This window comes from Rhodococcus sp. (in: high G+C Gram-positive bacteria) (assembly GCF_049286785.1).
Taxonomy (GTDB): Bacteria; Actinomycetota; Actinomycetes; order Mycobacteriales; family Mycobacteriaceae; genus Rhodococcus_F.
In genome coordinates this window covers 1-17,331 of sequence record NZ_JBAQEO010000899.1, presented here as the reverse complement: position 1 = coordinate 17,331, position 17,331 = coordinate 1, and the positions used below count along the sequence as shown (strand labels likewise).

At 65.6% G+C, this 17,331-nt stretch carries 15 protein-coding genes and 1 pseudogene; 9 read left to right on the top strand and 7 right to left on the bottom strand.

Features of this window, described 5'->3' with window-relative positions; genetic code table 11:
* Positions 1–36 precede the first annotated feature (36 nt).
* From WAW17_RS32330 to WAW17_RS32300, 7 genes are all read right to left on the bottom strand, one after another.
* Positions 37–1,008, bottom strand: coding sequence for a PDR/VanB family oxidoreductase (locus WAW17_RS32330; RefSeq protein ID WP_422336907.1), 972 nt, complete (start codon positions 1,006–1,008; stop codon positions 37–39).
* Between the two features lie 38 nt (positions 1,009–1,046).
* A complete protein-coding gene (locus tag WAW17_RS32325) occupies positions 1,047–2,279 on the bottom strand; it encodes a cytochrome P450 (protein WP_422336906.1) in 1,233 nt (410 codons plus the stop codon).
* A 501-nt stretch (positions 2,280–2,780) separates the two neighbouring features.
* Positions 2,781–3,554 (bottom strand): SDR family NAD(P)-dependent oxidoreductase, encoded by a 774-nt coding sequence (locus WAW17_RS32320; RefSeq protein ID WP_422336905.1) that lies wholly within the window; start codon positions 3,552–3,554, stop codon positions 2,781–2,783.
* Between the two features lie 37 nt (positions 3,555–3,591).
* Complete coding sequence (locus tag WAW17_RS32315; RefSeq protein ID WP_422336904.1) at positions 3,592–4,830, bottom strand: TetR/AcrR family transcriptional regulator; 1,239 nt, start codon at positions 4,828–4,830, stop codon at positions 3,592–3,594.
* Between the two features lie 24 nt (positions 4,831–4,854).
* Positions 4,855–5,301, bottom strand: a complete 447-nt coding sequence (locus WAW17_RS32310; protein ID WP_422336903.1) for a MaoC/PaaZ C-terminal domain-containing protein — start codon at positions 5,299–5,301, stop codon at positions 4,855–4,857.
* A complete protein-coding gene (locus tag WAW17_RS32305) occupies positions 5,298–5,753 on the bottom strand; it encodes a MaoC family dehydratase N-terminal domain-containing protein (RefSeq protein ID WP_422336902.1) in 456 nt (151 codons plus the stop codon). The genes WAW17_RS32310 and WAW17_RS32305 overlap by 4 nt, the downstream gene beginning before the upstream one ends.
* Positions 5,753–6,937 carry a lipid-transfer protein gene (locus WAW17_RS32300; RefSeq protein ID WP_422336901.1) on the bottom strand — a complete coding sequence of 395 codons (1,185 nt, stop codon included), beginning with the start codon at positions 6,935–6,937 and terminating at the stop codon, positions 5,753–5,755. The genes WAW17_RS32305 and WAW17_RS32300 overlap by 1 nt, the downstream gene beginning before the upstream one ends.
* Before the next feature lie 231 nt (positions 6,938–7,168).
* On the opposite strand from WAW17_RS32300, the gene WAW17_RS32295 reads away from it, so the two are divergent.
* The 9 genes and pseudogenes from WAW17_RS32295 to WAW17_RS32255 all read left to right on the top strand — a co-directional run.
* Positions 7,169–7,993 (top strand): SDR family NAD(P)-dependent oxidoreductase, encoded by an 825-nt coding sequence (locus WAW17_RS32295; RefSeq protein ID WP_422336900.1) that lies wholly within the window; start codon positions 7,169–7,171, stop codon positions 7,991–7,993.
* A 5-nt stretch (positions 7,994–7,998) separates the two neighbouring features.
* The gene (locus WAW17_RS32290) at positions 7,999–8,850 is read left to right on the top strand and encodes an enoyl-CoA hydratase-related protein (RefSeq protein ID WP_422336920.1); all 852 of its coding nucleotides are present in this window, start codon (positions 7,999–8,001) and stop codon (positions 8,848–8,850) included.
* Between the two features lie 29 nt (positions 8,851–8,879).
* On the top strand, positions 8,880–9,869 hold the full coding sequence (locus tag WAW17_RS32285; RefSeq protein ID WP_422336899.1) for a DUF7065 domain-containing protein: 990 nt from the start codon (positions 8,880–8,882) through the stop codon (positions 9,867–9,869).
* Between the two features lie 51 nt (positions 9,870–9,920).
* Positions 9,921–11,489 (top strand): AMP-binding protein, encoded by a 1,569-nt coding sequence (locus tag WAW17_RS32280; protein ID WP_422336898.1) that lies wholly within the window; start codon positions 9,921–9,923, stop codon positions 11,487–11,489.
* 53 nt (positions 11,490–11,542) lie between these two features.
* Complete coding sequence (locus WAW17_RS32275) at positions 11,543–12,751, top strand: acetyl-CoA C-acetyltransferase (RefSeq protein WP_422336897.1); 1,209 nt, start codon at positions 11,543–11,545, stop codon at positions 12,749–12,751.
* Positions 12,752–12,810: 59 nt separating this feature from the next.
* A complete protein-coding gene (locus tag WAW17_RS32270; RefSeq protein ID WP_422336896.1) occupies positions 12,811–14,979 on the top strand; it encodes a 3-hydroxyacyl-CoA dehydrogenase NAD-binding domain-containing protein in 2,169 nt (722 codons plus the stop codon).
* A gap of 3 nt (positions 14,980–14,982) precedes the next feature.
* Positions 14,983–16,125 (top strand): acyl-CoA dehydrogenase family protein, encoded by a 1,143-nt coding sequence (locus WAW17_RS32265; protein ID WP_422336895.1) that lies wholly within the window; start codon positions 14,983–14,985, stop codon positions 16,123–16,125.
* Entirely contained in the window at positions 16,122–16,928 is an 807-nt protein-coding gene (locus WAW17_RS32260; protein WP_422336894.1) for an SDR family NAD(P)-dependent oxidoreductase, read from the top strand. Before WAW17_RS32265 ends, WAW17_RS32260 begins: the two co-directional genes overlap by 4 nt.
* 26 nt (positions 16,929–16,954) lie before the next feature.
* Positions 16,955–17,331: pseudogene (locus WAW17_RS32255) on the top strand (phosphotransferase family protein); the annotation flags it as partial.

Genomic DNA, 17,331 nt, shown 5'->3' with positions numbered 1-17,331 from the left:
GACAGATTTCGGTTTTTTCGGATTTCGGACGGGGGTTCACAAGTCCAGCACCAGGCGATCGCTGTGGCACCTGGATACACAGATCAAGATGTATTCGCCCGTGGCTCGTTCTTCGGGAGTGAGGATTTCGTCCCGGTGGTCGGGAGTTCCCTCGAGCATGGTTTGCTCGCAGCGACCGCACATTCCTTGCTGGCACGACGACGGGACGTCGACGTCGTTCGATTCGAGTGTTCGGAGGATCGTCTCGCCCGGTGGTACGACGAACGTGCGGTTCTGTTTGGCGAGAACGACTTCGAAGGCAGTGTCGCTCGTTGCCGGTTGCGGTGCACACGGACCGAACCGTTCCGTGTGCAAGGAACCTGCCGGCCATGAAGCGCAACTCTTTTCCACCGCCTTCAGAAGTCCGGACGGACCGCAGCAGTACACCGCGGTGTCGGACCTCGGGGCGCCGAGTGCACGGTCCAGGTCGATTGGGCCGGTGCGATCCTCCGGAAAAACCTCGACCCGGTCGCCGTACCGCGTGAGTTCGCCGCGGAATGCCATCGAATCGACGTTCCGGCCACCGTAGACGAGCCGCCAGTCGGCGCCCTGTTTCTCGGCTTGCGCGATCATCGGGAGGATGGGGGTGATCCCGATGCCGCCGGCGACGAACAGGTATCGATTCGACGCGACGAGTGGAAAGTTGTTTCGAGGAGCGCCCACTCGAAGCTTCGACCCTGCATGGAGAGCGGTGTGGATATATTCGGATCCGCCTCGGCCTCTCTCCGGCGGTTCCCTGAGCACGGCGACCCGCCACGCGTCACGATCCGACAAATCGCCGCACAGCGAGTACTGGCGGACCGAACCCGAGGGAAGGAGGACGTCGATGTGCGATCCGGGCGTCCACGTGGGGAGCGTCGCGCCGGTCACCGGTCGCAGGACGAGCGCTTTGACGCCGGTGGCCACTGCCTCGGCACTTTCGACGATGACATCGATCTCGGCATCGTCGCGCGAATGGGGGGTTGCCACGGTCGGCTCCTCCTTTCCGTCGGGTTTCGTAATTTTTCTTACGGTCGGTCCCACGTGATGGGGAGTTCGTGGATGCCGAAGATTCGGGCATCGTTCTTGAGCCCGATATCTGCTGCGGGGACGGCCAGGCGCATGGTCGGGATACGTTCGAGCAGAAGGGAAAACACGACCTGCAGTTCGACGCGCGCCAGCGGTGCTCCCAGGCACGTGTGGATTCCGTGCCCGAAGGTCAGGTGCCGGCTGGCGTCTCGATGGAAGTCGAGGCGGTCCGGTTCGTCGAACACCGACGGGTCGCGGTTGCCCGCTTCGGTCGAAAACATCAGGAGTTGGCCCTTGGCGATCCGCTGACCGTCGATCTCGATGTCCTCGGTCGCGGTCCGAGGGAGGCTTCCGATGATGTCGAGGTGGCGCAGCAGTTCCTCGACGGCCTGCGGCATCAGTTCCGGGTCCTCTCGCAGCTCGGCGAGCTGGTCCGGATGCTCGAGCAACGCGAAGAGTCCCAGGCCGATCATGTTTCCGGTCGTCTCATGGCCGGCCATGAGCAGGAAGGTGGACATGCCTGCGACGTCGATGATGCTGAGGTCGCCCGATTCGATGTGCTTGACCAGCAGGCTGACCAGGTCGTCGCCGGGGGTGGTCTGTTTGATGGTCACCAGCTCGGCCAGGTAGGTCATGACATCACCGATGGCCGCACCGATCTGCTCTGGAGTGCTGTCCGCGGCGAGGACGGCACGGGTGCGTTCCTGGAAGAAGTCGTGCTTGTCGTAGGGCACGCCGAGCAGCTCGCAGATGACCAGCGACGGCAGCGGCAGCGCGAGCGCGTCGACGATGTCGACGGGTTCGGTGGACTCGAGGATCTCGTCGATGAGCTCGTTGGCGATCCGCTCGATCGTCGGGCGCATGGCTGCCATGCGGCGCGGTGTGAACTCCTTCGCCAGGATCCTGCGCAGATCGTCGTGCTGTGGTGGGTCCATCGCGACGAAGAAACCGGGAACTGCCTGGTCACCGTCATCGCCTCGGGAGGAGTCGTCGATGCCGCGCACGCTCATGCGGGGATCGGCGAGGACCGTGCGCACGTTGTTGTACCCGGTGACGAGCCATCCCTCGGTGCCCTTGAAGTCGACCTTCTTCAGGTTGTCGTCGCTGAAGGACGCGTACTTGTCGTTCGGCGCGAACGGGCACGTGCGGCCGAACGGAAAGGTGGGAGCGCCGTCCGTTTCCGGTGTGTCGGCTGCGTTGCCGAGCACTTCTGCTGCTTGCTGGGTTGTCATGTGTGCTCCTTCGGTGACGGCGGAAGATTGGTGGGCGTCAAGGCCGGATTTCGTGTAGCGACGCACATCAGAGCTGTATGTGGTTCGACCGATCCGGGGATGATCCGGAGGGCGGCCCGCCTCGGGGAATGTGACGAGGGGCACATCGGTGAACGCTCATATCGTGGCATGTTGCGGATCAATCGTCAATGACCGAAGTGGATCGTTCTTTTGGGCGTGGGTGGAAATATACTCGCGAAACCGTCAGGGACGGGCTGAATACCCTGGTGAATGGAGGAATTGAGCGAGCTTCCACTTTCCGGAGGGGAGGAAAACGTGCCGTGCGGAAGCGTCGACGCAACGGTTTTATGGAGAGCGAATGTTAGTGGCAACTATGGGATTGTTCGATTCTGGACTGTGCGCAACAGGGCCGGAGGGCGGCGCACGACCGAAGGACGCGAAAGCCCGGAACCACCGCCGCGCACGGTGTGCGCGGCGGTGGAAAGCAGACGGATGGCGGTGTCAGGCGGTGGCGCGTCGGAAATGGCCCAGCAGGTCCGGGTATTTCACCAGGTGCGCACCGCCGTTCAAATCGAGACTCTCGCCCGTGAGCCACGACGCGTGGGTCATGTAGACGGCGGCGTCGGCGATCTCCTCGGGTGTACCGGATCGGCCGAGCGGGGTGTTGTCGAGGTAGTCGTCCTCGAGCCCGGGAACGCTCATGGACGGGCTGGTCAGCGGCGTCATCACGATCCCTGGTGCGATCGCGTTGACACGAATTCTGCGGGGAGCCAATTCGAGTGCAGCAACCTCGGTGAGCATGGCCAGCCCGGCCTTCGCCGAACAGTACGCGCTCATACCGGTTCCGGGCTGCCGGGCGTTGAGCGACGACAGTGAGATGATGACACCGCCCTCGCTCATCACGCGCCCTGCGTGCTTGACGACGAGGAACGCGCCGGTGAGGCATACGTCGACAACGAGACGAAATTTCTCGACGGGGAGTTCCGTGATGGCTCCGGCGACGCTGATGCCGGCACTGTTCACGGCGATGTCGACTCGGCCGCGTGTTGAGAGTACCGATTCGAACAATTCTCGGATCGAGCTCTCGTCGGTGACGTCGACCTGTGCGGCGTCGTGGTCGGGGCCGAGTTCGGAGGCGAGTTCTCTTGCCTGGTCGATATTTCGGTCCGCCACAGTGACGGTCGCTCCGTCGACGGCGAGTGCCCGCGCGATCGCAGCACCGATGCCGGAGGCGCCGCCTACCACGATCGCACTGCGCGGTTCAGTTTCGGTCATCAGATTTGTGGCCCTTCTCGAAGGGTTCGGATGGTGGCTATCGCGGAACGAGGCTCGGGGGCAGAACCATTGCCCGCGCGAGGACTGTGAGTTCTTCGGCGAGTCCCGGTCGTTCCCGGAGTCGGGGTGTTTGCGACACGTCGGTAACGACACCGATTACGGCCTGCGTGAGAGCGCGTGCGTCGGAGGTGGTCAGCTCGTCAGAGAGTGCACAAACGGCAGCGATCCATTCGGCGACGTACTCGCGTTGGGTCTCACGGAGTGCGGATTGCTCTTCGTCGGACAGGTACAGCAGGTCGGTGGAGAGGATGTGCATGATCCGTCCGTGGATACCGAGCGCCTGACGGACGTACGTGCGGATCAATGCATCGAGCACGTCGTCCGGTGTTGTAGCCAGCGCGAGGGCGTCGGCGGTCACGTAGAGAAGGCCCTCCGCTCCCCGCTCCAGCACCGCGCGGAGCACCTGAGCCTTGCCGGTCACGTGCTGATATAACGTCGCGACCGACATTTCCGAGGCCTTGGCGATGTCGTCGATGCGCACGTCGTAGAACCCGCGCTCGTCGAACAACTCGGCCGAGGCATCGATAATCCGCTCGCGGCGTCCGGCAGGCTGACGGGGGACGGGACGTGGCGCCGGGACGGCGCCGGAGTCGGGATCGGGCAGGTTACAGCCGAGGATCGACTTGGCCAGCGCCGATTGGATCTCGATCAACCGTTCCGGCGAAAGATTGCCGCGGATGTCGGGAGTATTCGAGTAGACCGCCAGGATCGCGAAGCCGAGCAATTCTGCCTTATGTGCATCGACGGAGGGGTCCGCCGCCATGATCTTGGCTGCAATGCGGTCTTGATTCGCAGCAAAATGACCACGAAAGACCTCGCGCTCGGCGGCCTCGAGATGCCGCTGCTCGCGCCGCCACAACGTCGCCTCATCACCATTTGCCGTGAGATCTGCGAGTCCTTCGAGGAACAGGTCCAGCTGTTGCTGCGCACTCACGCCCTTCTCGTCCGCGCGGGCGCTGAGTTCGTCGACGAGTCGAACCTGGCTCAGCAGAGCGTGCACGAGAATGCCGTGCTTGCCTTTGAAATGCCGGTACACAGCGGGACCGGTCAGACCGACGGCTGCGCCGATCTGATCGATGCTGACGTTCTGATATCCCATTTCTTGGAAGAGGCGGGCGGCGGCCCGCGCAATCTGCTCCGTTCGAGCACTTCCTCGCGTGGATAACGGAGGCGCGCCCCCTTCGACGTCAGTGTGTGCCGCTGTCGATCGTGACATCTCAGTTCTTCCCGCTTGGCTCGATCATGGAACCAGTGTCGCATTCCCGAGTGGATCGCGATCCGGCCACGCCACCACCGCGGTGCCTGTCAGGGTTCGGGTTCCGTCGGCGAGTACCACGCTCAGGTCCAGGTGGGCGCGCTGTTTGCCGTCGACCGTGACAATCTCCTTGATTTCGGCGGTCAGGACGGGCTCGGCACGGACCGGGGTGATGGCGGTGAAGCGTGCGGACAGTTCCAGGATGCGGCTCTGGGGTATCCAGTTGGTGAGCAGCCGTCCCAGATAGGCCATCGACAACATGCCGTGGGTGAACACGTCCTCTACTCCGGAGGCTTTGGCCGAGTCGATGTCGATGTGGATCGGATTGTGGTCGCCGGAGGCACCGGCGAACAACGCCAGGGTTGCGCGGGAGATGGCGCCCGGACGCAATTCCGGCACGGATTCGGTGACGGTGGAGGTGGGTGGGTTCACGGTTTACTCCCGGGGTTCTTGATGACGCTCACGCTCTCGAGTTCGGCCACCACGGTGCCTTCCCGGGTCACGGTGGTGCGGCGTACCAGGAAGTCGAGCGCGCCGCCGGCTTTGGAGTAGGCGTCGACGTAGGAGGACTCGAACAGCAATCGGTCGCCGGCGTGGACGTCGGCGAAGTAGCGGAACCGCTGCTCACCGTGAAGGACGTTGCCGAGATCCACTCCGTGGGCCGCGAGATCGGCGAAGACGTTCGAGTTCTCCAGTTCGAGGCCGAACAGGAAGGTGGGGGGTGCGAGTACGTCCGGGTGGCCGGCGGCGACGGCGGCATCACGATCACGGTAGATCGGGTTCTCCTCGCCGATCGCGATGGCGAACTGCCGGATCCGGCCCCGTTCGACGTCGGTGATGATCGGAGGAACCGTGCGATCGAGGATTGCGTGGTCGAGTGACATCAGTCCACCTTCTCGTACATGGTGACGACGCAGGCACCGCCGAGACCGAGGTTGTGCTGCAAGGCGATTCGTGCTCCTTCGACCTGTCGTGCACCGGCTTGCCCGCGCAGGTGCCACACCAGTTCGGCGCATTGCGCCAATCCGGTGGCGCCGAGGGGATGTCCCTTGGAGAGAAGACCGCCGGAGGGGTTCGTCACGACTCGCCCGCCATAGGTGTTGTCTCCGTCGAGCACGAATTTCTCCGCGGTCCCCTCAGGCGTGAGCCCGAGGCCCTCGTACGTGATCACCTCGTTGGTGCTGAAGCAGTCGTGCAGTTCGACGACCGGGATGTCCAGCGGATCGACGCCGGACTGTTCGTACACCTCGGCCGAGGCCTTGGCCGTCATGTCGTATCCCGCGACCTTCATCATGTCGGTGGTGTCGAACGTGCCGGCCAGGTCGGTGACCATCGACTGTGCCCGGATGCGGATGCTTGCGTCCAACCCGTGGGCGCGGGCGAACTCTTCGCTGCACACGATGGCCGCGGCCGCGCCGTTGGTGGGCGGGCAGCACATCAGGAGAGTCAGCGGTCCCCAGATGTGCTTCGAGGACATCACCGTGTCGAGGTCGATCGGATCGCGGAACACGGCGAGCGGGTTGCGGGCTGCGTGCGACCGCGCCTTGACCGACACGCGGCCGAACACCTCGGCGGAGACGCCGTAGCGCACCATGTATTCGAGGCCGGCGCCACCGAACATCTTCGCGGCCATGGGGGCGTTCTCGTCGCCCCCGGGCATCGATGCGGCGATGTTCTCGCCGCGTGCGGTAGGGCTCGGACGATCGCCGTACGCGTTGACCAGGGCTCCGGGTTGCATCTGCTCGAAGCCCAGAGCGAGAACGCATTCCGCCGATCCCGACGCTACGGCCTGGCGTGCGAGCCACAGGGCGCTCGACCCGGTCGAGCAGTTGTTGTTGACGTTGACGACCGGGATGCCGGTCATTCCGATGTCGTAGAGAGCATTCTGCCCCGACGTCGAGTCGCCGTAGACGTAACCGACGAAAGCTTGCTGTACGTCGGTGTATTCGAGACCGGCGTCCTTCAGCGCCGCTGCTGCTGCCGCGGCGCCCATCCGGTCGTATGTCTCGCTTTTGCCGGGTTTGGTGAACGGCATCATTCCGACGCCGCTGATGCAGACGTTCCTCATGGGGCCTGCCTTTCGTTCGAAGTGGTCTTTCGTGGGTCCAGCTCACAACGACTATACATATTCATGACTAACAATCATCCTAAAAACCCAGTTAAAAGTCCCCATTGACGCGCAACGGTAGTGAAGTTAGTATTCACCCCAGTGACTGGGGTCACAACATGATTCTCGGCGTAACGACGCCGCCGCGACCGGCGGCCGAGCGCTCGACGCAAACATCTCAGGAGGAAGCACGTGAGCGTCCAGAAACTGCAGGGCAAAGTGGCACTGGTCTCCGGATCGGGCCGTGGCATCGGGCGCGCCGTCGCCGTGAAACTTGCATCCGAGGGTGCCCGGGTCGTGGTCAACGATCTCGATGCCGAACCCGCCAAGGAAGTAGTTGCCGAGATCGAAGCTCTCGGCGGACAGGCCGTCGCGTGCGTCGGTAGCGTCACCGACCCTGCCTTCGCCGATCGCTTCGTCTCCGCGGCAGTCGACAACTTCGGCGGAATCGACATCATCGTCAACAACGCCGGCTACACCTGGGACAACGTAATCCAGAAGATGACCGACCAGCAGTGGGCGGACATCGTCGACGTGCATCTCACTGCCCCGTTCCGGATCCTGCGCGCAGCCCAGCCGATCATCAGCGCCGCGGTGAAGCGCGAGCGCGAGGCCGGATTCGTGCCGTGCCGGAAGGTCGTGAACATTTCCTCCACTTCCGGACTGCAGGGCAATCCGGGGCAGGCGAACTATTCGTCGGCGAAGGCCGGCATGGTCGGCCTGACGAAGACGATCGCCAAGGAGTGGGGCCGGTACAACGTCACCTCCAACGCGATCGCGTACGGCGTGATCAGCACTCGGCTGACGTCGGTGACCACAGAGGAGAAGACCATCAAGGTCGAGGACCGCGACATCAAGGTCGGTGTCGATCCCGCCGTGATGGACGCGGCCACCAAGCAGATCGCCCTCGGACGGGCAGGCACGGTCGAAGAGGCCGCCGGCGCCGTCTACCTGCTGTGCAGCCCCGAATCGAGCTACATCACCGGCCAGGTCCTGGTCTGCGGCGGAGGGCTGTGACGGACATGTCCGTGCACGAGGACGTGAGCTACGAGGACGTGCGCTACGAGGTGTCCGACGGCGTGGCCGTCGTGACCCTCGATGCCCCCGAGCGCCGCAACGGGATGCGCGTGCGGATGCTGGTCGACCTGCTGCGCATCCTCGATCGCGCCGACCGCGACCCCCGGGTGCGGGCCGTGATCGTCACCGGCGCCGGCGACGCGTTTTCCGTCGGTGCGGCCCTGGACGGTCCGGAAACTCTTTCCCGGGCGCTGGTCGAGGACACCGACGGGCACACTCCCACCGGTTACCGCGAACCCGCGGGACGAATCAGTGAACGGCTCTTCGCGATGCAAAAGCCCGTGATCGCGGCTCTCAACGGGCACGCGATCGGGGGTGGTGCGACGATCGCCGCGGCGATGGATGTTCGTATCGCCAGCGAGGACGCCCGATTCGGATTCGTGTTCACCCGTCGGGGAGTGGTCCCCGAGGGCGCGTCGTCGTGGTTCCTGCCTCGACTCGTCGGGGTCGGGCGCGCGACCGACTGGATCCTGTCCGGCAGGGTCTTCGACGCCGCCGAGGGGTACGAGGCCGGGTATCTCACTCGGGTGGTGCCCGCGGATCAGGTGATGTCGGCGGCCCGGGCGTACGCGGACCAGTTCGTCCACGAGACGTCTCCGACCTCGGTTGCTCTGTCCAAGCGGCTCCTCGCCTCGGGTTGGCAGCACGCACATCCGGGTCCGGCGGCGGCGGACGAATCCCGGACCTACGCCGGCCGAGTCGAGTCGGAAGATGCGCGGGAAGGGATCCTGTCGTTCCTCGAACGTCGACCGGCGGTCTTCCCGCCGCTGGATCCGTCACCGGCCGAAAAATTCTGAACTCGAAGCTGATCGACCTGAGGAGTGCTATGACGACCGAACCGTTCACCGTGTGCAAGTACGGCGCCGATGCGGAGGGTACGCACGATTTCGCCGGCATCCCCAATTTCAACGAGAGCGTCTACTTCAACTTCGTCGACCCCATCTCGCAACTCGGTGGACTCGTGCGGATCGGGAACCGGCCGAACCTCGGGTACAGCGAGACTTCGGTGCAGCTGACTCTGCCCGGCGGAGCCATCGCGTTCCGGGCGGGGCGGACCCCGTGCGAGACGAACGACGGCTTCTCCGGTCAGGGCCTGGAGATCACGATCAAGGAACCCACACGGACCGCCGAGATTACCTATCGCAATACCGTTGCACGCGTGGTTCATCCGTCGTTGATGGCGGAGAACGGCCGCATCGCGCTCAAGAATGCGCCGTCGGAGGAATGCGAGATCTCGCTGTCCTACGAGGCTTCGAGCCCGATGTTCGTCATCAACAGCGACGGTGACGGCGACTGCACACCGGGAAGTTCCGTCATCGCCAGCGACCACTACGAACAGTTCGGACACCTTTCGGGCACCATCCGGGTCGGCAGCCGCACCTGGGTGCTCGACAAGGTCACCTCGTTCCGCGACCACTCGTGGGGTCCGCGGGAGTGGGCGTCGTACACCGGTGAGTGGCTGGCCGGCTGGCTGGCCGACGGCACCGCGTTCAGTGCGTACGGTGAATACGAGAAGTCCGGGATCCGGGTGTCCGCCGGCGCGGTGCTCACGACCGACGGTGTGGCGCACCCGATCACCGACTACACGGTGCACACCGACTACGCGGGCGAATCCACTTACAACGGACGACATGTCGGCATCATCACCGCAGAAGGACTACCGACGATCGTCGTCGACGGGGCGATTCGGCATTTCGTACCGGTCACCCAGCGAACCGAGGGCCGCGCCGTCCGGATGGCTCAGATGACCGTCGATCTGGCCGGTGGTCACGGCGGCTGGGCGGTCGCGGAGTTCCTGCGTCCCATCCGCGCCTGAACACACTGCGCCACCTCGTCCCTCATTCGACCGTCCGATAGGAGTCCCGTTATGTACCCCGGGCGCTATGCCATCGAACATCCCGACCGACCGGCGATCATCATGGCCCCCCGCGGTGAGGTTCTGACCTACGCAGACCTCGATGCACGCGCCAATCGTCTGGCCGCGCTGTTCCGCTCCGAGGGGCTCGGTCCGGGCGATCACATCGCGTTGTTCATGGAGAACAACATAGAGATGATCGTGGCGATGTCCGCAGCAGAGCGCTCGGGGTTGTTCTACACCCCGGTCAATTCGTTCCTGTCGGCGTCCGAGGCCGCGTACATCATCGACGACTCCCAGTCCCGGCTCGTCCTCACTACGGCGGCGAAAGCGACTGTTGCCCGAGACTTTCCCGAGCTGTGCCCGAGGGTGACTCGCTGGCTCATGGTCGACGCCGATCCGGGCTCGATTGCGCTGACGGGACCGTACGAGTCCTACAGTGCCGCCGTCGCCGGTTTCGGGACGGAACCCGGCGAGAACGAGCGGCACGGTACGCCGATGTTCTACTCGTCCGGAACGACGGGTCGCCCCAAGGCGATCAAACGCGCTCTGCCCGACGCGCATCCTGGCGAAATCCTGGCGATAGAGGATTTCGGCCGCAAGCTGTTCCATCTGCGTGAGGGGATGCGGTTCCTCTCACCGGCCCCGCTGTACCACTCGGGTCCGCAGTCGACGGTCGCGATCGGCCTGCGTCTGGGGGCGACAATCGTCGTGATGGAGAAGTTCGACGCCGAGCAGTACCTCGAACTCGTGGAGCAGCACCGCATCACACACTCGATGGTCGTTCCGACGATGTTCTCCCGGATGCTCAAGCTGCCCGAGGACAAGCGCAACCACGACGTCTCGTCGCTCGAAGTCGTGGTGCATGGAGCCGCTCCCTGCCCCGCCGCGGTGAAAGAGGCCATGCTCGACTGGTGGGGCCCGGTGATCTACGAGTACTACGGCGGCACCGAGGCCAACGGCATGTGCGGATGCACCCCCGAAGAATGGCTGGCGCACAAGGGAACCGTCGGCAGACCGTTCATGGGCGAACCGGTGATCCTCGACGACGAGGGCAACGAGTGCCCACCCGGCGTCGCCGGCAACATCTGGTTCCGCGGCGAGGGCAGCGGTTTCGAATATTTCAACGACCCCGGCAAGACGGCCGAGGCCAAGGATCCCACCGGCACGATGTCCAGGATCGGCGACATCGGCTACCTCGACGAGGACGGATTCCTCTACCTCACCGACCGTCAGGCGTTCGTCATCATCTCCGGCGGGGTTAACATCTATCCCCAGGAGATCGAGAATCTGCTCGTCACCCACCCGAAGGTCATGGACGCCGCCGTCTTCGGCGTCCCGGACGAGGACTTCGGCGAGGCCGTCAAGGCCGTGATCCAGGCCGTCGATCCGGCGCAGGCCGATTCCGACCTGGCGGCCGAGCTGAGTGAGTTCTGCCGGGCGAATCTCGCGAAGTTCAAGTGCCCCAAATCGTTCGACTTCACCGACGAGATTCCCAGGCTGCCCACCGGCAAGCTCTACAAGAAATCGCTCCGCGACGCGTACTGGACGACCGCGGACGCCGCAGCATCGCGCGCCTGACGTCCGGACCCCTTCCGACGCGACCGCGCACCACCTCGAGAACAGGATTCGAAATGCCCCATGACGTGTACGTGTACGACGCCTTCCGCACCCCGCGAGGTCGTGGACGAGGCGGAGCCCTGCACGGCGTCAAGCCCATCTCTCTGGTCGTCGGTCTGCTGCAGGCGCTTCAGGACCGCAACCCGAGCCTCGACCCCAAGCGCGTGGACGATCTGATCCTCGGCGTGGTCGGACCGTTGCGTGATCAGGGAGCCGACATCGCGCGTACCGCGGCGATGGCCGCCGGCCTGCCCGAGACCGTGGCCGGTATGCAGATGAACCGCTTCTGCGCGTCCGGTCTCGAGGCCGTCAACACCGCGTCCCAGAAGGTGGCGTCGGGGTGGGAGTCGCTGGTCCTCGCCGGCGGTGTCGAAAGCATGTCCCGTATTCCGATGGGATCGGACGGCGGTGCATGGGCGAACGATCCGGAGACCAACCTGACCACCGGGTTCGTTCCGCAGGGCATCGGTGCCGACCTCATCGCGACCCTCGAGGGTTTCACCCGTGAGGACGTCGACGCGTTCGCCGTCGAATCACAGCGCCGCGCCGCAACCGCCTGGGACGAGGGCCGATTCGCTCGCTCGATCGTGCCGGTGCTCGACCGGAACGGACAGACCGTTCTCGACCACGACGAGCACATCCGCCGGGGCACGACCCTCGAGTCGCTCAGCAGGATCAAGCCCGCGTTCGCGGGGCTCGGCGCAGCCGGCTTCGACGCGGTGGCGCTGCAGAAGTACCACTGGGTCGAGCGGATCGAGCACATGCACAACGGCGGCAACTCGTCGGGCATCGTCGACGGCGCCGCGCTCGTCGCACTCGGAAACGAACAGGTCGGCACCGAACTCGGCCTGACGCCACGTGCCCGCATCGTTGCGGGTGCGGTGAGCGGATCCGACCCGACGATCATGCTGACCGGCCCGGCCCCCGCCAGCCGCAAGGCCCTCGAGGTCGCCGGCCTGAGCGTCGACGACATCGACCTGTTCGAGATCAACGAGGCGTTCTCCTCGGTCGTCCTTCGCTTCATGCGAGACCTCGGTCTTCCGCACGAGAAGGTCAACGTCAACGGGGGCGCGATCGCCATGGGGCATCCGCTCGGCGCGACCGGCGCGATGCTGATCTCGACGATGGTCGACGAACTCGAGCGTCGTGATCTGCGCCGCGGACTGGTGACGCTGTGCGTCGGCGGCGGCATGGGCATCGCGACGATCGTCGAGCGGGTGTGAGTGCACATGACCGACATTTCCCCCAACAGACATCGCACCGAGAGAAACGTGACCGCACCATGAGCGAAGCCAGCGCCGTGACCACCACAGACACCATCACCGAGACCATCACCTGGGAACAGACCGAATCCGGCGTCGTCGTCCTGACCTTCGACGACCCCACACAGTCGGTCAACACGATGACCGCGGCGTGGTCCGCGTCCCTGTCCGCGGCCCTCGACCGGCTCGCCGCCCTCGGACCCGACCTGACCGGCGTGATCCTCACCTCCGCGAAGAAGACGTTCTTCGCCGGTGGCGATCTCGGCGACCTGGTCGCGACGACGCCCGAACAGGCCGGGGAACTCACCGTATTCGCCGACCGTGCGAAGGCCATGCTGCGCCGGCTGGAGACGCTCGGTGTCCCTGTGGTTGCCGCACTCGGCGGCAGCGCACTCGGCGGGGGCTACGAGATCGCGCTCGCGTGCCACCATCGCATCGCCGTGGATTCTCCGGCGCTGCGGATCGGGCTTCCCGAGGTCACCCTCGGTCTGCTGCCCGGTGGCGGTGGGGTCGTGCGCACCGTGCGCCTGCTCGGTCTGGACGTCGCGCTCGACAAGGTCCTGCTGCCCGGTACCGCCTACCGCGCCCAGGACGCGCTTGACCTCGGACTGATCGACCGCATCGTCCCCGACGCCGACTCCCTGATTGCGGCTGCAACGGAATGGATCTCGGCCAATCCCGGTGCCTCCCAGCCATGGGACCGAGGTGAGCCCATTCCCGGCGGCACCGCGTACACCCCCGAGATCGAGGCGGTTCTGCCGTTGCGCAGTGCCGTGCTGCGCACCCGCCACAAGGGCGCGCCGATGCCTGCTGCCGCCAACATCCTGGCCGCGGCCGTCGAGAGCACGCAGGTCGATTTCGATACCGCATCCGCGGTCGAGACCCGGTATTTCGTCGAACTGGCCATCGGACCGATCTCCAAGAACATCATCCAGGGCACCTTCTTCGACAAGCAGACCATCAAGTCCGGCGCGAGCCGCCCGGAAGGTTTCCCCGTCCACCGCGCGAACTTCGTCGCCGTTCTCGGTGCCGGCATGATGGGCGCCGGCGTAGCCCTGTCGTGTGCACTCGTGGGAATGCGGGTGGCCCTCAAAGACATCGACATCGCAGCCGCGGAACGTGGCAAGGACTATGCCCGCAAGGTGCTGGGCAAACAGGTCGAGGCCGGCAAGCGCACCCGTGAGGACGCCGACGCGATCCTGAACCTCATCACACCGACCGCATCGGTCGCCGACCTCGCCGGCGTCGACCTGGTGATCGAGGCAGTGTTCGAGGATCCGGACCTCAAGCGGAAGGTCTTCGCTGAGGTCCTCGATGTGGTGGGCCCGGAAGCCGTGCTCGCCTCGAACACCTCCACCCTCCCCATCACCGAACTGGCGAGCGAACTTCCGCGACCCGACGACTTCATCGGCCTGCACTTCTTCTCGCCGGTCGACCGTATGGAACTGATCGAGATCATCGTCGGTGACAAGACCAGCGACGCGACCCTCGCGAAGGCCTTCGACATCGCGTTGCAGATGCGCAAGACCCCGATCGTCGTCGGAGACGGACGTGGCTTCTTCACCAGCCGGGTCATCCTGCAGCGGCTCGTGGAAGCCGCCGCGATGATCGGCGAGGGCGTCGATCCGCAGTCGATCGAGCAGGCGTCGCTGCAGGCCGGCTACCCCGTCGGCACCCTTGCGCTGCTCGACGAGCTCACCCTGTCGTTGCCGCTGAAGATCCGCGGTCAGTTCCGCGAGGTCGCGGAGCAGCAGGGCGCCGAGCTCGCCGATCATCCGGGCGACGCGGTGCTCACCGCGATGGTCGAGGAACTGGGCCGGCCCAGCCGGGTGGCGGGTGGCGGCTTCTACGAGTACCCGGAGGGGCGGCGCGGTGCACTGTGGCCGGGCCTGGCCGAGCGCTTCCCGGTCACCGGCGAACGTGCCGATCTGGCCGACCTGCGCGACCGTCTGCTGTTCGCCGAGGTGCTCGAGACGGTCCGCTGCCACGAGGACGGAATCCTCCGCTCGACCGCCGATGCGAACGTCGGGTCGCTGCTGGGTATCGGATTCCCGACCTGGACCGGCGGCACCAGCCAGTTCGTCGCCGGATATCCCGGAGGCACCGAGGCGTTCGTTCGCCGTGCACAGGAACTCGCCGACAAGTACGGGCCGCGGTTCACCCCGCCCGCGTCGCTGCTGGAGGGCTGAGGCGTGCGCAGATCCCTCTACACCGCGGAACACGAAGCGTTCCGGTCGGCGTTCCGGGCGTTGCTCGACCGGGAGGCCGTGCCGAACGTCGACAAGTGGGAGCAGGCCGGGACCGTCGACCGGGATTTCATCACCGCGGCGGCCGGATCCGGTTTCCTCGGTTTCGAATTCGATCCGGAGTTCGGCGGCCTCGGAATCTCGGACTTCCGCTACAACGCGGTGATGACCGAGGAAGTGGTGCGCTCCGGCATGGCCGGCGACACCTTCAGCATGCAGAACGACATCATCGTCCCGTATCTGCGCGACCTCACAACCGATGAACAGAAGCAGCGCTGGCTCCCGAAGTTCACTCGGGGCGAATGCGTTACGGCCCTCGGCATGACCGAGCCCGGCGCCGGCTCGGATCTGGCGTCGATCCGGACGAGCGCGGTCCGCGACGGCGACGATCTGATCATCAACGGCACCAAGACGTTCATAACCAGCGGCGCCACCTGCGACCTGGCGATCGTACTGGTGCGGACGGGAGAGCGGGACGGACGCGGGACGTCGTTCGTCGCCGTGGAAGCCGGAACACCCGGATTCGAACGCGGCCGGCCGATGCACAAGATCGGTCGTAAGGCCCAGGACACCGCGGAGTTGGTGTTCACCGACTGCCGGGTCCCCGTCGCGAACATCGTCGGTGAACCCGGCCGCGGGTTCGGCTCGGCCATCGCCAACCTCCCGCGTGAGCGACTGTCGATCGCGGTCTCCGGGGTCGCGTCCGCCGCACACGCGTTGAGTCTCGCACTCGACCATGTCCGGTCCCGCGTGGCTTTCGGTGCACCGCTGGCGGATCTGCAGTCGGTCCGCATGGCGATCGCGGAGATGCACACCGACATCCAGGTCCTCCAGCACTACGTCGACGGATGCGTGGAAGCACTCGGGCGCGGCGACCTCACCGCGGACGACGCCGCGGGCGCCAAGTACAAGGCCACCGAACTGCAGTGGGATGTGGTCGACCGCTGCCTGCAGTTGTTCGGCGGCTACGGCTACATGGAGGAGTACCCGATCGCTCGGATCTGGCGCGACGCGCGCATCCAGCGAATCTACGGAGGAGCGAACGAAGTGATGAAGGATCTGGTCGGCCGTGCGGTGGTGGCTCGATGAGCAGCACATCGAACGCAGGCCCGCTCGCCGGACGTACCGCGCTCGTCACGGGTGGTTCGCGCGGCGTCGGCCGAGCCGTCGCACTGCGTCTGGCCCGTGACGGCGCCGCGGTGGCCGTGAACTACCGGCGCGACGCGGCGGCCGCCGACGAGGTGGTCGAGCAGATCGTCGCAGCGGGAGGCCGCGCGGCGGCGTACTGCGCGTCGATCGACGACGAGGCCGCCGTCGCGGACATGGTGGTGGCGATCCGGTCCGATCTCGGTCCGGTCGATCTGATCGTGAGCAACGCCGGGTCGGCCAGCCGCGGTCAGGATGTGGCGTCGACGCCGTATGTCGACTATCTGCAGCTCATGCGGGTGCACGCGTTCGGTCCGATCGGGCTCATCCAGCAGGTGCTGCCGGATATGCGCAAGGCGGCCGCGGGGGAGGTGGGACGCGGCGACATCGTCATGATCTCGTCCAACACCACACTGTCCGCACCGCCGAACTCCGCGCCGTACACGATGGCGAAGGCCGCGATGGAGATGTGCGTGCGCACCCTCGCGCGGGAGGAACGCCGCTACGGCATCCACGCCAACATCGTCGCCCCCGGGCTCATCGCCACCGATATGGGCAAGCGCCTGGTCTCCGCCTCGCGTGGAACCGACATCGGTGATCTCGACGCCGACTCGCCGTTCGGGCGCGTGTGCAGGCCCGAGGACGTCGCCGGCACGGTGGCGTTCCTGGTCTCCCCGGACTCCGGGTATGTGACCGGGCAGCAGCTCGTCGTCGACGGCGGTGGCCCGAATCCGACCATCTTCTGACGACCGACACACGAGTGAGGCATTCCGTGACGACCGTGGCCGAGGCAGACACCCCTATGACCGAGCACGACGATTTCTTCGCCGAGCTGACCGCATCGCTGGACGCTGCGCTGTCCGCCGGTGGATCCCTGCAGTTGACCGACATCGACCAGCGCGGAGAGGGCAATTCGTGGGAGACCTATCTGGTCACCGCGGAGTGGGCGGGCGGCAACGACCGCCGCACCGACACCTTCGCCGTCAAGCGGCAACCGGTCAGCGGCATCACCGGCGACTACGACGTCGTGCGTGAAGTCGCGTTGCTCGAGGCCGCGGCGCGCACCGGGATGCGGGTTCCGGCGGTGATCACATACCGCGGTGAGACACACGGTGTGCGTGGGTTCTTCGCGATGGAGAAGGTCCCGGG